The sequence below is a fragment of the Vibrio sp. 10N.286.51.C3 genome (assembly GCF_003050065.1).
GTDB lineage: Bacteria > Pseudomonadota > Gammaproteobacteria > Enterobacterales > Vibrionaceae > Vibrio > Vibrio crassostreae.
Genome location: NZ_PIGC01000023.1, coordinates 1 through 15,197, shown reverse-complemented (window position 1 = coordinate 15,197; position 15,197 = coordinate 1). Strand labels below are relative to the sequence as shown.

The following is a 15,197-nucleotide window of genomic DNA, read 5'->3' as shown; positions in this document are numbered from 1 at the left end:
TTCGCTTCCCTTTGGGTATTTACCTTTGGTTGCTCAGAGTATGACTGAGAGCAACTGTCTCACTCGTGCTTATTTTTGCAGTAGAGAGATGTCAGCAATCTGTAGGAACAGGTTACGTAGGTTGTTCAGTAGCGTTAGACGGTTCTTCTTAAGCGCTTCGTCATCAGCCATAACCATTACGTTATCGAAGAATGCATCAACCGGTTCACGTAGATCAGCAAGCTTACTTAGGGCTTCTTGGTAGTTGCCTGTCGCGAATGCTGGTTCTAGTGCTTCCGTCATTACTTCAACGTTTTCAGCCAGTGCTTTCTCTGCGTCTTCTTGAAGAAGCGTTAGGTCGATTTCAGCTGGTAGCTCGCCATCGAATTTCGCAAGGATGTTACCTACACGCTTGTTCGCTGCTGCTAGTGCTTCTGCTGCTTCCAGTTCACGGAAGTGAGAAACCGCTTTAACACGTTGGTCAAAGTCAGCTGGCTTAGTTGGACGACGTGCTAGTACCGCTTGGATGATATCAACGCTGAAACCAGCATCTTGGTACCATGCGCGGAAACGACCTAGCATGAAGTCGATAACGTCAGCTTCTACGTTTTCGTTAGTAAGCTTGTCGCCTAGTAATTCTTTCGCTTTACCGATCAGATCCGTTAGGTCTAGGTTGTAGCCGTTTTCAACGATGATACGTAGCACACCTAGTGATGCACGACGTAGAGCGAATGGGTCAGAACCTTTTGGTGCTTGGCCAATACCGAAGATACCTACGATAGTGTCTAGCTTGTCTGCCATTGCAACTGCTGAAGAGATACCCGTGCTTGGTAGGTCGTCACCAGCGAAACGAGGCATGTACTGCTCGTAAAGTGCTAGTGCAACTTGCTCGTCTTCACCATCGTGAGTCGCGTAGTGCATACCCATTACACCTTGTGTATCCGTGAATTCGAATACCATAGATGTCATTAGGTCACACTTAGCCAGTAGGCCTGCGCGCTTAGATTTCTCAACGTCAGCATCGATTTGCTCAGCGATGTAGCCAGCAAGTTCTGTGATGCGGTCTGTTTTGTCTTTGATAGTACCAAGCTGCTTCTGGAAGATAGCTTGGTCTAACTCAGCAAGACGGTCGATAAGCGGACGCTTACGGTCTGTGTTGAAGAAGAATTCAGCATCAGCAAGACGTGGACGTACAACTTTTTCGTTACCTTCGATAACGTGGCGAGGCTCTTTAGACTCGATGTTTGATACGAAGATAAAGTTAGGAAGTAGCTTCTTGTTTTCGTCGTAAACAGGGAAGTACTTTTGGTCACCCTTCATGGTGTAAACCAAAGCTTCAGAAGGTACTTTTAGGAACTCTTCTTCAAACTTCGCTGTAAGTACTACTGGCCATTCAACCAGAGACGTTACTTCTTCAACAAGGTCATCTTCTAGGTCAGCTGTACCGCCAACCGCAGCTGCCGCTTTTTGCGAATCAGCAAGGATGATCGCTTTACGCGCTTCGTAATCTGCCATTACTTTACCGCGCTCTTCTAGGATCGCAGGGTATTGGTCAGCAGAGTCAATTGTGAATTCTTGTTCGCCCATGAAACGGTGGCCACGGATAGTACGAGCAGATGCTACGCCTAGGATTTCGCCTTCAACAAGCTCATCACCTAGTAGTACTGTCAATGTTTTTACTGGACGGATAAATTGAATGTCTGAGTTACCCCAGCGCATTGCTTTAGGGATTGGTAGGCCAGCCAGTGCTTTCGCAGCAATGTCCATCACCAATTCTTGAACAGGTTTGCCAGCCACTTCTTGTTTGAAAAGAAGCCACTCGCCTTTGTCTGTTTTCAGGCGGTCAGCTTGCTCAACAGTAATACCGTTACCACGAGCCCAGCCTTGTGCCGCTTTGGTCGCGTTGCCTTCAGCATCGAATGCCACAGAAACAGCAGGACCACGTTTCTCAACCACTTTGTCCGCTTGGCCTTCAGCCAGTGCAGTTACTTTAAGTGCTAGACGACGAGGCGCTGCGTACCACTTGATGCCTTCGTGAGAAAGCTCAGCCGTTTTAAGACCTGCTTCAAAGTTAGAAGCAAAGGCTTCTGCTAGAGAACGAAGTGCTGTTGGTGGAAGCTCTTCCGTACCCAGTTCAATTAGAAAATTCTTCGCCATGATTATTTGTCCTTCTTACACATTGGGAAGCCAAGCGCTTCACGTGACGCGTAGTACGCCTCAGCAACTGATTTAGTCAGGTTGCGGATACGAAGGATGTAACGTTGACGCTCTGTTACAGAGATAGCTTTGCGCGCATCAAGGATGTTGAATGCGTGACCTGCTTTTAGAATGCGCTCGTAAGCTGGAAGCGGAAGTGGCTTCTCAAGCTCAAGTAGCTCTTTACACTCTTTCTCGCACTGATCGAAGAAAGTGAATAAGAAATCTACGTCTGCGTGCTCGAAGTTGTATGTTGATTGCTCAACTTCGTTTTGGTGGAAGATGTCACCGTAAGTCACGTTAGAACCGTCTGGTGCTACGTTCCATACTAGGTCGTAAACAGAATCTACTTCCTGGATGTACATTGCTAGACGCTCGATACCGTAAGTGATCTCACCTGTTACAGGCTTACACTCAAGGCCGCCAACCTGTTGGAAGTAAGTAAACTGTGTTACTTCCATGCCGTTTAGCCATACTTCCCAACCAAGGCCCCATGCGCCTAGTGTTGGGTTTTCCCAGTTATCTTCAACGAAGCGAATGTCGTGAACAAGTGGGTCAACACCAAGAACCTCTAGGGAGCCTAGGTACAACTCTTGGATATTGTCTGGCGATGGTTTTAGCGCTACTTGGAATTGGTAGTAGTGCTGCAGACGGTTAGGGTTTTCACCGTAACGGCCATCGGTCGGACGACGAGAAGGTTGAACGTAAGCTGTAGACATTGGCTCTGGGCCAAGTGCTCGTAGACATGTCATTGGGTGAGAGGTGCCTGCACCTACCTCCATATCTAGAGGTTGAACAATGGTACAACCGTTTTGAGCCCAGTAATCCTGCAGCGCGAGGATCATTCCCTGGAAGGTTTTGATATCGTATTTTTGCATAGTCAGGTTCGCGCGATTCTTTTAAATGAATGAGAAAAATAACCTCTGAGTATACCGAGATATTCGTAAAGCGAGTAGGGGTAATCTTGTTTAATTAGTGGTCTAAAATGTCGTTTAGTGGATTTTTTTGCCTTTAATGTTTGTTTTTCGGCACAAGTGGATATTTTGATAAGTTTGACACTTGTGTTTGAAAGCGTGGGTGATTAAAATCTCGCGGTCTTTGGGGAGTAGCTTACTTATTCATATCCTATTGAATGAGTTCGTCCGTCAACATAATTGATGCAAAATCATCATGGCGTTCGAGGCAACCACCACCTTGGTGGCGCTTAGCAAGACCTTAGACAAGCATCGTGAACCGGGATGGGGCGCGAGGTTTGTCTATGGTTAAATATAATAATCTCCATCCCAAATGAGCATGTCGTGAGCGTTTTAGCAATTTCAATTACAACTGTCGCCTTAGCCGAGATCGGTGATAAGACTCAGTTGCTATCTCTTTTATTAGCCAGTCGATATCGCAAGCCGATACCTATCATCGCGGCTATCTTCTTTGCCACCATTGCCAATCATGCCCTTGCAGCATGGCTCGGGGTTGTGGTCGCAGATTACTTATCTCCTGAAGTCTTAAAGTGGGTGCTGGTGGTCAGTTTCATTGCGATGGCGGGGTGGATTCTGATTCCGGATAAGTTAGATGACGATGAACAGATCTCAAACCGAGGCCCGTTTGTCGCCAGTTTTATCGCTTTCTTTATTGCAGAGATCGGTGATAAAACCCAGATTGCGACCTCTATCCTAGGGGCTCAATATGCGGATGCATTAGCGTGGGTGATTTTGGGTACTACCATTGGTATGTTATTGGCGAATGTGCCTGTGGTGATCATCGGTAAATTGTCGGCAGACAAGATGCCGCTTGACCTGATTCGTAAGATCACGGCCTTGTTGTTCGTTGGTTTGGCTATTGCTGCGGCTTTCTATTAATAGGTGGTATTGAGGCTAATCATACTCAATTAGTAGAGTAATGTGTTGTAGGTCATACTCTTACAGTATTGTGGGGTTTATCGAGCGAACGGACATATAACTGTCATACTTGTCATGATATTTTAATCTTGTGAGTTAAGAACACGAGGGCATGATTATGTTGACGCGTTATATGGGTATTACTCCACAAAGCCAAAGTTATCTATTTACCTTTGGTCTTGCACTTACACTATTAGGCATGGTGTTGACGGACATGTGGCTACCAATGGTCGCGGGTGCCATCATCATGACTGCGCTTGCGGTAGAGGCTTGGATTCGGGTCGCGCATATTATTCCGATGCGCAAAGATATCCGAGAAATTCAGCATCAGCTGGAGCATCTGCAAAACAAGTCTAGAAGCGAATAAACAAAAAGCCGCTGGTACTCTGAGTTCTATTTAAGAACATAAGGTACCAGCGGCTTTTTTGATACTTGATAGTCGGTGGGGCGCTACGCCTCCAATCCCTTTCTGATCAAATACTGGTAAGGCAACGTTTCTGTTGCTTGGCCTACCAACTGGTGATCCATGAATCGGCAAAAGCTCGGAATATCTCGAGTTGTCGAAGGATCGTCAGCTTTTACCAGTAACACATCGCCATCCTGCATGTTTCTAATTGTCTTCCTGACCATCATTACTGGTTCTGGGCAACGCAGGCCTTCAGCTTCTAAAGTATGGGTTGCCAGTTCAGGTTTGAATGTCATGGTTTGTATCTCTATATCTATCTAACGAGTGAATAATACGTCTGCAGAAAAAATATGCAATAAGTGCTTGGCAAACAGAATCATTTCCTATAACTTAGTTAACAAGTTGATAACAACTCGAAACAAAGGCAACTAGCTAAGGAGTGGCGATGTTGACAGGATTAGATAGATTAACAATTTATTCGGTTCTCTGTTTTATTTCTTTTTGTGCGTTAGTACTACGTTCATCGACAGAGACCTCACTGATGCCTATTTTTGGCATAGTAGCAACGATTATTGGTATTTGGGTGGAGATGCGCCGTTGGCAAGGTATAGCCGAAGAGCGAGAGCACTAACCCGAATACAACAAGCAAATTCCGATACGACAACATTCCGACACTATCCCCAGATTTTCTTGGGCTTCCCCGCGTAATTGCGGGATTTTTTTTATCTAAAGCATGCTATAAACAACTTAGTGATCAATGACAATCGTATACAGCTAGGTAAGTGGTGTGGAATTAGAAGATATCTATCGTAGAGACCTGAATTTATTGGTCGCTTTAAAGGTATTGATTGAAGAGGGTAGTGTTAGCCAGGCCGCGATTCGTCTTAACTTAAGTCAGTCGGCAACCAGCCGAGTATTAGGGCGCTTAAGAGAGTTACTCAACGATCCCTTGTTTACGCGACAAGGTCAGCACCTTATCCCCACCAAAAAAGCACTTGAGATCAGCCAACGCATTGATCAGCCTTTAGAATCATTCCGCCAATTACTTAGCCCGAGTGATTTTGACCCCTACTACTGCAGTGAGCGCTTCCTGATTGCGACCACTGACTACGCGATGCAAACCATCCTACCTTATGCACTACCGAAGATTTATGAGCAAGCGCCGAACATCTCTTTGGAGTTTGCACCGCTGCAGCATGAACATTTGTTTAAGCAACTCAGCACCGAACGCGTTGATATGGCGATCTGTCGTCCGAGTGGCAGCATTGCACCACTTCATCAAGAGGTCTTGGGGCCGGTTGGTGTGTCGTGTCTGTTATCTAAAAATCATCCATTGGCGGACCAGCCTTTAAGCCTTGAAGACTATGTATCACTCCCGCATGCGATGATTGCGATCAGTGATGGTGTTAAGGCTTTATTAGACAACGCGTTAGCTAATCAACAGCCTCGAAAAATGGTGTTGCGTGCTTATCACCTTGAAGCCGCATTGGCGATTGTTGATAGAATGCCGTTGGTGATCACTGTACCTGCTGATTTGGCTTATTTGGTCGCTGAGCGTTATGACTTAGTCGTCAAGCCGCTGCCATTCGAGTTTATGCCGTTTGATTACTCACTGATCTGGCACTCGCGTTGCGACTCTTCTGCTTCACAACAATGGTTGAGAAGAGTGGTCAAAGAGGAATGTGGTGAGTTGATTCAAAAGCGAATTGCCGATGTCGGCTTGGGTTAACTAGGAATGAGTCTGGGTTCACTTGACCCGAATGACAAAAACGCAAAAGGGCTGATACAAATCAGCCCTTTGTTGTTTTGGGTTATCCAAGCTTAAAGGTGGCGCTTAAGGTTTGATAACCTTGTGTTTGAGAATCTATAGTTTAATGACTACGCGACCAGTGATTTGACCGTTAGTGATGTCTTCTGCAGCTTGAATAGCACCGTCTAAAGACACTTCTTTGGTTGCTTGAGCGTAGAAAGATTCTGGTAGTAGCTCAGCCAGTTGCTCCCACGCTTTAATACGTTTTTCACGAGGGCACATTACTGAATCCACACCTTGTAGGCGAACGTTACGCAGAATGAATGGCATTACCGTTGTTGGTAAGTCAAAACCGCCTGCTAGACCACACATCGCAACCGCACCGTTGTAATCAATTTGCGCCAATACTTTCGCAAGCACTTTGCTGCCTACGGTATCGATAGCGCCAGCCCACAGTTGTTTCTCTAGTGGTTTCGCTGGTTCTTCTAGTTCAGCACGCTCTACAATACGTGTTGCGCCTAATGATTTCAGTAGTTCACCGTTTACAGAAGCACGGCCAGTAACTGCTGCTACTTTGTAACCCAGTTGGTTTAGTAGAGTGATAGATACACTGCCTACACCGCCACTTGCACCTGTTACTAGGATTTCACCGTCTTCAGGTTTGATGCCTGCATCTACGATAGCTTGCACACAAAGCATCGCAGTGAAGCCAGCTGTGCCAATCGCCATTACTTTCTTAGCGTCAAGACCTGCAGGCATTGGTACTAACCAATCACCGTTTAGGCTTGCTTTCTCAGCCATGCCGCCCCAGTGACCTTCACCAACACCCCAACCAGTTAGAACAACTTCGTCGCCCGCTTTGTAGCGTGGGTCATCAGATTGTGAAACCACACCAGAAAGGTCGATACCAGGAACCATAGGGAAGTTGCGAACAATGCGCCCTTTACCTGTAATCGCCAAACCATCTTTGTAGTTCAAAGAAGAGTAGCTAACATCAATCTTCACGTTACCTTCTGGTAATTGAGACTCTTCAATTTGAGAAACTGACGCGATAGTTTTTTTGTCTTCTTGGTTTAGTACAAGTGCTTTAAACATGATCTGCTCCGTGGAGGAATATTAGGAAACTGAAGTAACTTTAGTTGAATCATCCGAGAAAAAATAATGAAACATCAACATTGAATCTATGCGTTTTGTGCATAGATGTAAGTAGTGATTTTCTTTCGTTAAGTTCGCTGAACGAATCTATGTATTGTAGGATGTCGAGTAATAAAAAGTGCAGCTATATAAATATAGCTGCACAAAAAATTACCCTTCAAGTATTACCGTCAGTGATCGCTATGGGCGTTCAAATACCGTTGCAATACCTTGGCCTAAACCAATACACATGGTCGCTAAGCCGTATTTCACATCTTGTGCTTCCATCAGGTTGATTAGGGTCGTCGAGATACGAGAACCAGAACAGCCTAGTGGGTGACCAAGAGCAATCGCACCGCCGTTAAGGTTTACTTTCTCATCAACCACATCCAGTAGACCTAGGTCTTTCGCACATGGAAGAGATTGCGCCGCGAACGCTTCGTTTAGCTCAATTACACCCATATCTTCAATGGTTAGGCCTGCACGTTTTAGTGCTTTTTGGGTTGCTGGTACTGGGCCGTAACCCATGATTGAAGGATCACAGCCTGCGATAGCCATCGACTTCACGCGAGCACGAATCTTAAGGCCAAGTGCGTTGGCTTTCTCTTCGCTCATGATAAGCATTGCAGAAGCACCATCAGACAATGCTGATGAAGTACCTGCTGTCACCGTACCGTTTGCTGGGTCAAATACCGGGCGAAGCTGAGATAAGCCTTCAACCGTAGTTTCTGGGCGAATGACTTCATCGTAATCCAGAGTGAACAGTGAACCGTCTGCTGCGTGAGCTTCTGTTGGCAGGATTTCATTTTTGAAACGACCTTCAACTGTTGCTGCTTGAGCGCGAGCATGTGATCGTGCTGCGAATGCATCTTGGTCTTCACGGCTAATACCGTGCATTTTACCTAGCATCTCAGCGGTTAGGCCCATCATACCGGCAGCTTTCGCTACGTGTTTCGACATGCCAGGGTGAAAATCAACACCGTGGTTCATTGGTACGTGGCCCATGTGCTCCACACCACCGATCAGGCAGATTTCAGCATCACCAACCATGATAGAGCGGGTTGCATCATGCAGAGCTTGCATAGATGAACCACATAAACGGTTGACCGTCACCGCACCAATCTCAATCGGTAGGCCAGCAAGCAAGGCAGCGTTACGTGCAACGTTGAAGCCTTGCTCTAGCGTTTGTTGTACACAACCCCAGTAAATATCTTCAATTTCGACAGGGTTTACTTCTGGGTTGCGCTCTAAAATGCCTTTCATCAAATGTGCCGACAGATCTTCAGCACGAGTGTGACGGAAAGCTCCACCTTTGGAACGTCCCATTGGGGTACGAAGGCAATCAACAACAACTACATTTTTCATTTTGCTATTCCTTTTCCAAATGTGGGTTACAGAGAACTGGCTTGTTGGCTGTCGTAAAAGCTTTCGCCCTTCGCTGCCATATCAAGCAATAGCTGAGGAACTTGGTACATTGCACCTAAGTCTTGGTAGCCTTTCGCCATTTCAACGAAGTTACCAATGCCCACACTGTCTAAGTAGCGGAATACGCCGCCTCTGAATGGAGGGAAGCCTAAACCGTAAACCAGTGCCATATCCGCTTCTTGCGGTGTCGCGATAATGCCTTCTTCTAGACAAAGCACCACTTCGTTGATCATTGGAATCATCACGCGCTGGATAATTGTTTGGTCATCAAAGTCTTGCGGCTGTTGGCATACGTCAGCCAAGATAGGAAGAATGTCTTCAGAGAAGGTCTTCTTAGGACGACCGCGTTTGTCTACGCTGTATGTGTAGAAACCGCTGCCGTTCTTCTGACCGTATTTTTCAGCAACGTAAAGTGCGTCGATCGCATCACGACCTTCTTTACCCATACGCTCAGGGAAACCTTGTGCCATTACAGCTTGTGCGTGGTGTGCTGTGTCTAGACCCACAACGTCTAGCAAGTAAGCTGGGCCCATTGGCCAACCGAACTTACGCTCCATCACTTTATCGATCTTAGTGAAATCAGCACCGTCACGTAGCAACATGCTGAAACCGCCAAAGTAAGGGAAAAGTACACGGTTTACGAAGAAGCCTGGGCAGTCGTTAACAACGATAGGGGATTTGCCCATCTTCGCTGCGTAAGCGACTACGCGATTAATGGTTTCTTCTGAAGTATGCTCGCCACGGATGATCTCAACCAAAGGCATGCGATGCACTGGGTTAAAGAAGTGCATGCCACAGAAGTTTTCTGGGCGCTTCAAAGATTTCGCTAACAGGTTGATCGGAATCGTTGAGGTGTTTGATGTAAGAACTGTGTCTTCACCCACGAGACCTTCAACTTCACTCAGCACTGCTGCTTTTACTTTAGGATTTTCTACAACCGCTTCCACAATCACATCTGATTGTTCAACACCTGCATAATGCAGACTTGGAGTAATAGAAGACAGAATGCCTGCCATCTTGAATCCATCTAGGCGACCGCGTGATAAGCGTTTATTCAACAGCTTAGAAGCTTCGTTCATACCAAGGTCAAGAGACGCTTGTGCGATGTCTTTCATCATCACGGGCACGCCTTTTAACGCTGATTGGTAAGCAATACCGCCGCCCATGATGCCTGCGCCGAGTACGGCTGCACGCTCAGTTGCTTTGTTTGCAGACTTACCCGCTTGCTTCGCTAGGCCTTTGATGTATTGGTCATTTAGGAATAAGCCGACTAGTGCTTTAGCTTCTTCTGATTTCGCTAGCTTGACGAAGTGCTTACGTTCGGTATCGAGTGCAGCATCACGATCGCTTCGTGCCGCTTCTTCAATTGCAATCACAGAAGTGATTGGCGCTGGATAATGAGGTCCGGCTTTTTGAGCAACTAAGCCTTTCGCCATGGTAAAGCTCATCATCGCTTCTAGTTTGCTTAATGAAAGCGCTGATGTTTTTTGTTTACGACGTAGCTGCCAATCGAGTTTTTCATTGGCTGCTAGAGAAACAGTGTTAATCGCTGATTCTAATAGTTGGTCTGTTTCAACAATCGCATCTAACAAGCCAACTTTAAGTGCTTCATCTGCACGGCATGCTTTGCCTTGCGTGATAATTTCCATTGCACTGTCAGCACCGATAACACGTGGCAGACGCACACAACCACCAAAGCCAGGCATGATGCCAAGTTTGGTTTCTGGTAGGCCTATGCTGGTGGTCTTGTCACCGATACGGAAATCGGTAGCGAGTACACATTCACAGCCGCCGCCAAGGGCATGGCCACGCATCATTGAAAGAGTTGGGACAGGAAGGTCTTCTAGCTTGCTGAAGATTGAATTAGCGAATCTTAACCATTCATCAAGTTCTGCTTCTGGCTTAGCAAATAGGCCAAGAAATTCAGTGATGTCTGCGCCTACGATGAACGCGTCTTTGTTTGAAGTTAAGATTAAACCACGTAATCCAGCGTGAGCATTAAGAGCATCTAACGCTTTGTCTAGTGATTCTAAAGTAGCAAGGTCGAGTTTGTTTACAGAGGCCGGAGCACAGAAGCTAAGTTCTGCAATACCATCTTGTAATTCCTTTACCTGTAAGGTGTTAGCTTGGTAAATCATTGTCTATCTCCATGACATACAATCCACGATTGTTTGAGAGAATCTTGTTATCTTTCTATTATTGTAGAATACCTGGTAAGACCAGTCATTCTAGTCTGTACCTCTGCTTGGTGAATTTCAATACATTTTTTAAACAATTGTTTAACATTGTGCGATGGCACAGATCCTCTAACCCTTATTATTCACGCGTGATACACTTCGCCGCTCTTATTAATTAAGTTAACGATATGAATGAACAGCCCTATTTAATACCGTCAGCGTCGGCTCGGTTTGAAGAAGAGATCAAGAAGAGCGTCTTCATTACTCATCTTGCTCATACTCCAAGTGTAGAAGCTGCTAAACAGTTCGTAGAACAGGTAAAAAAAGAGCATTCATCAGCGCGACATAATTGTTGGGGCTTTGCTGTAGGGCGACCTGAAGACTCGATGAAGTGGGGCTTTAGTGATGATGGCGAACCCTCGGGTACTGCGGGTAAGCCTATCTTGGCGCAACTGTCTGGTTCTGGTGTTGGTGAACTGACGGCTGTTGTTACTCGTTATTCTGGCGGAATCAAGCTTGGAACGGGTGGCCTAGTAAAGGCATATGGTGGTGGAGTACAACAAGCTCTTAAGCTGCTTCAAACTATCGAGAAAAAAATAACCACAAAATTACGGCTAGAGTTAGACTATGGCTTTGTGCCAATCGCGCAATCCATTATGGCTCAGCATCAGGCTGTTGAAGTCCAAGCGGATTATGGTGTTCAAGTTGAGCTTATTATTGAAATCGAGCTCCTTCAGGTAGATTCGTTTACCCAAACCATGATCAATAAAAGCGGTGCCAAGGCACTGGTAACGAAAGTCAAAGACAACTAGGAAGTGTGAAGCATTTCGCTTCGTTCAATAGCTCATGCAATTTCGCTCAATTATTCGAATCGTCGGATTATTATTAGCACTTTTTAGTGTATCAATGCTCGCACCTGCGCTCGTCGCACTGATCTATAGAGATGGTGCGGGTGTGCCATTTGTGACGACTTTCTTCGTTCTATTATTTTGTGGAGCAACTTGCTGGTTTCCAAACCGACGTTATAAACATGAATTGAAGGCGCGAGATGGCTTTCTCATTGTGGTGTTGTTCTGGACGGTAATCGGTAGTGCTGGTGCGCTGCCGTTTTTGATCGCAGATAATCCGAGTGTTTCCGTTACTGATGCCTTTTTTGAATCGTTTTCTGCATTAACGACGACAGGTGCAACCGTAATTGTTGGCCTCGATGATCTACCTAAAGCAATTCTATTTTACCGCCAATTCCTGCAGTGGTTTGGTGGTATGGGTATCATCGTATTGGCGGTAGCCATCCTTCCTGTTCTGGGTATCGGTGGTATGCAGCTATATCGTGCTGAAATCCCGGGTCCAGTAAAAGACAGCAAGATGACCCCGCGTATTGCTGAAACGGCAAAAGCACTTTGGTACATCTATTTGAGTCTAACGATTGCTTGTGCAGTGGCGTTCTGGCTAGCAGGGATGAGTTTCTTTGATGCGATCAGCCATAGCTTCTCTACTATTGCGATTGGTGGTTTCTCGACTCACGATGCGAGTATGGGTTATTTCAATAGCCCGGCGATCAATATGATTACGGTCGTGTTCCTTCTTATATCTGCATGTAACTATTCTCTGCACTTTGCGGCATTTGCTTCAGGCGGTGTGCATCCTAAGTATTACTGGAAAGATCCTGAGTTCCGCGCTTTTATCTTTATTCAAGTAGTGCTGTTCTTAGTTTGTTTCTTATTATTGCTGAATCACCACTCTTACGATTCGTATTATGATGCTTTCGATCAGGCGTTGTTCCAGACAGTATCTATTTCAACAACCGCAGGCTTCACCACCACCGGTTTTTCTGAATGGCCGTTATTCTTACCTGTGCTGCTTCTGTTCTCTTCTTTTATAGGGGGTTGTGCAGGTTCAACGGGTGGCGGTATGAAAGTCATTCGAATATTACTGCTTACTTTACAGGGTGCTCGTGAAATGAAGCGTCTTGTCCACCCGCGTGCTGTCTATACCATCAAGGTTGGTGGTTCGGCGCTACCACAACGTGTCGTTGATGCGGTTTGGGGCTTCTTCTCTGCATACGCATTAGTTTTTGTAGTTTGTATGTTGGCTCTTATTGCTACGGGGATGGATGAGCTGAGTGCTTTCTCTGCTGTGGCGGCAACATTGAATAACCTTGGTCCAGGCTTAGGTGAAGTGGCAATGCACTTCGGCGATGTGAATGACAAGGCTAAATGGGTGTTGATCGTATCTATGCTGTTTGGCCGTTTAGAGATATTCACCTTATTAATTTTATTGACCCCTACGTTTTGGCGTAGCTAAGGACATATTGTGGCAAAAGCTCTATTTTTGTATTCAAGCCGTGAAGGGCAGACCAAGAAAATCTTGAACTATATAAAAGAAGAAATGAATGGGTTCGAATGTGAGCTTCAAGATTTACACACTGTTGGTAATGTTGACTTTGCTCAATACGACCGAGTTTTGATTGGTGCATCTATTCGTTACGGCCACCTTAATAAGAAGCTATATCAGTTTATTGATGCCAACCTTGCTCATCTGCAATCAAACAAGGTTGCTTTCTTTTGCGTTAACTTAACAGCGCGTAAAGAAGACCAAGGAAAAGATACGCCAGAAGGAAGTGCTTACATTAAGAAGTTCCTTCTTAAGTCCCCGTGGCAACCTACTTTGATTGGTGTGTTTGCTGGCGCCCTCTATTACCCTCGTTATAACTGGTTCGATAAAACCATGATTCGCTTCATTATGAATATGACAGGTGGAGAAACGGATACAACCAAGGAAGTTGAGTACACGAACTGGGAAAAAGTCTCTTTATTCTCTAAGAAACTGCAAGAGATGTAAGAGAAAAGCCTACTTTTGAGGCGTTTTGTGCTCTTTTTAATCGAACGAATAAAAAAACGAGAAAAACTTCAAAAAGGGCTTGCCAGTGTGATCGAAATCTCTATAATGCGACCTCGTTGAAACGGGAAGGCTTCGTAAGAAACCAAAACGAATCAGCAGGTCAAATTAGCCAAGCTAAGCGCTTGAAAAAAGTTTTGAAAATAGTGGTTGACACTAAAACTTAAATCGCTAAAATGGCCGTCCGATTTGAGCGAAGCTCAAAAAGGAAAAGCTCTTTAACAATTTAAACCTATCAATCTGTGTGGGCACTCGTTGATGAATATCAAAACGTTTTATCGTTAGATAAAACAGATTCTTCGGAATCAAAATTGATTTCAATGAACTGAGTGACCAATACGTTTAACTATTTGTAGTTATTCGGCACAGTCAATTCATTACCATTCTGTTGGAATGGTAATAGCTTTAGAATTACATGTTTACTTCGGTAAATATTAGTTTTGAAGTCAGTATTCGTTGAGTCACAAAATCTTAAATTGAAGAGTTTGATCATGGCTCAGATTGAACGCTGGCGGCAGGCCTAACACATGCAAGTCGAGCGGAAACGACACTAACAATCCTTCGGGTGCGTTAATGGGCGTCGAGCGGCGGACGGGTGAGTAATGCCTAGGAAATTGCCTTGATGTGGGGGATAACCATTGGAAACGATGGCTAATACCGCATAATGCCTGCGGGCCAAAGAGGGGGACCTTCGGGCCTCTCGCGTCAAGATATGCCTAGGTGGGATTAGCTAGTTGGTGAGGTAATGGCTCACCAAGGCGACGATCCCTAGCTGGTCTGAGAGGATGATCAGCCACACTGGAACTGAGACACGGTCCAGACTCCTACGGGAGGCAGCAGTGGGGAATATTGCACAATGGGCGAAAGCCTGATGCAGCCATGCCGCGTGTATGAAGAAGGCCTTCGGGTTGTAAAGTACTTTCAGTTGTGAGGAAGGGGGTGTAGTTAATAGCTGCATCTCTTGACGTTAGCAACAGAAGAAGCACCGGCTAACTCCGTGCCAGCAGCCGCGGTAATACGGAGGGTGCGAGCGTTAATCGGAATTACTGGGCGTAAAGCGCATGCAGGTGGTTCATTAAGTCAGATGTGAAAGCCCGGGGCTCAACCTCGGAACTGCATTTGAAACTGGTGAACTAGAGTGCTGTAGAGGGGGGTAGAATTTCAGGTGTAGCGGTGAAATGCGTAGAGATCTGAAGGAATACCAGTGGCGAAGGCGGCCCCCTGGACAGACACTGACACTCAGATGCGAAAGCGTGGGGAGCAAACAGGATTAGATACCCTGGTAGTCCACGCCGTAAACGATGTCTACTTGGAGGTTGTGGCCTTGAGCCGTGGCTTTC

13 protein-coding genes and 1 rRNA gene are annotated in these 15,197 nt (G+C 45.8%); 8 read left to right on the top strand and 6 right to left on the bottom strand.

Translation table 11 applies throughout. The features are described 5' to 3' along the window. Nucleotides 1–69: 69 nt before the first annotated feature. Together glyS and glyQ are read right to left on the bottom strand one after the other, a co-directional pair. Nucleotides 70–2,136 (bottom strand): glycine--tRNA ligase subunit beta, encoded by a 2,067-nt coding sequence (gene glyS, locus CWO27_RS20360; RefSeq protein WP_102432944.1) that lies wholly within the window; start codon nt 2,134–2,136, stop codon nt 70–72. 2 nt (nt 2,137–2,138) lie between these two features. Beyond that, nucleotides 2,139–3,053, bottom strand: a complete 915-nt coding sequence (glyQ, locus tag CWO27_RS20355) for a glycine--tRNA ligase subunit alpha (RefSeq protein WP_017632669.1) — start codon at nt 3,051–3,053, stop codon at nt 2,139–2,141. 420 nt (nt 3,054–3,473) lie between these two features. Between glyQ and CWO27_RS20350 the strand changes: the two genes are divergently transcribed. Further along, nucleotides 3,474–4,028: a TMEM165/GDT1 family protein gene (locus CWO27_RS20350; protein WP_017058817.1), complete on the top strand. Its 555-nt coding sequence runs from the start codon at nt 3,474–3,476 to the stop codon at nt 4,026–4,028. Nucleotides 4,029–4,179: 151 nt separating this feature from the next. Beyond that, nucleotides 4,180–4,434: a hypothetical protein gene (locus CWO27_RS20345; protein WP_017058818.1), complete on the top strand. Its 255-nt coding sequence runs from the start codon at nt 4,180–4,182 to the stop codon at nt 4,432–4,434. A gap of 83 nt (nt 4,435–4,517) precedes the next feature. Here the strand turns inward: CWO27_RS20345 and tusA are convergent, their stop codons facing one another. After that, entirely contained in the window at nt 4,518–4,769 is a 252-nt protein-coding gene (tusA, locus tag CWO27_RS20340) for a sulfurtransferase TusA (RefSeq protein ID WP_004736675.1), read from the bottom strand. Between the two features lie 149 nt (nt 4,770–4,918). On the opposite strand from tusA, the gene CWO27_RS20335 reads away from it, so the two are divergent. Then, on the top strand, nt 4,919–5,104 hold the full coding sequence (locus CWO27_RS20335) for a hypothetical protein (RefSeq protein WP_048657791.1): 186 nt from the start codon (nt 4,919–4,921) through the stop codon (nt 5,102–5,104). A gap of 156 nt (nt 5,105–5,260) precedes the next feature. Continuing rightward, entirely contained in the window at nt 5,261–6,202 is a 942-nt protein-coding gene (locus CWO27_RS20330) for a LysR family transcriptional regulator (RefSeq protein ID WP_048657790.1), read from the top strand. Between the two features lie 135 nt (nt 6,203–6,337). On the opposite strand, the gene acuI is transcribed toward CWO27_RS20330, so the two are convergent. The 3 genes from acuI to fadB form a co-directional block, all read right to left on the bottom strand. After that, nucleotides 6,338–7,318 (bottom strand): acrylyl-CoA reductase (NADPH), encoded by a 981-nt coding sequence (acuI, locus tag CWO27_RS20325; protein ID WP_019825590.1) that lies wholly within the window; start codon nt 7,316–7,318, stop codon nt 6,338–6,340. 240 nt (nt 7,319–7,558) lie between these two features. Beyond that, nucleotides 7,559–8,722, bottom strand: a complete 1,164-nt coding sequence (gene fadA, locus CWO27_RS20320) for an acetyl-CoA C-acyltransferase FadA (RefSeq protein WP_017058821.1) — start codon at nt 8,720–8,722, stop codon at nt 7,559–7,561. A 26-nt stretch (nt 8,723–8,748) separates the two neighbouring features. Next, nucleotides 8,749–10,920 carry a fatty acid oxidation complex subunit alpha FadB gene (gene fadB, locus CWO27_RS20315; protein WP_102432946.1) on the bottom strand — a complete coding sequence of 724 codons (2,172 nt, stop codon included), beginning with the start codon at nt 10,918–10,920 and terminating at the stop codon, nt 8,749–8,751. A 227-nt stretch (nt 10,921–11,147) separates the two neighbouring features. Between fadB and CWO27_RS20310 the strand changes: the two genes are divergently transcribed. From CWO27_RS20310 to CWO27_RS20295, 4 genes are all read left to right on the top strand, one after another. Continuing rightward, complete coding sequence (locus CWO27_RS20310) at nt 11,148–11,771, top strand: YigZ family protein (protein WP_102432947.1); 624 nt, start codon at nt 11,148–11,150, stop codon at nt 11,769–11,771. Between the two features lie 34 nt (nt 11,772–11,805). Then, entirely contained in the window at nt 11,806–13,263 is a 1,458-nt protein-coding gene (locus CWO27_RS20305; protein ID WP_012602960.1) for a TrkH family potassium uptake protein, read from the top strand. Between the two features lie 9 nt (nt 13,264–13,272). Continuing rightward, a complete protein-coding gene (gene hemG / locus CWO27_RS20300; RefSeq protein ID WP_102432948.1) occupies nt 13,273–13,800 on the top strand; it encodes a menaquinone-dependent protoporphyrinogen IX dehydrogenase in 528 nt (175 codons plus the stop codon). A 530-nt stretch (nt 13,801–14,330) separates the two neighbouring features. Beyond that, nucleotides 14,331–15,197: ribosomal RNA gene (locus CWO27_RS20295) — 16S ribosomal RNA — on the top strand; the annotation flags it as partial.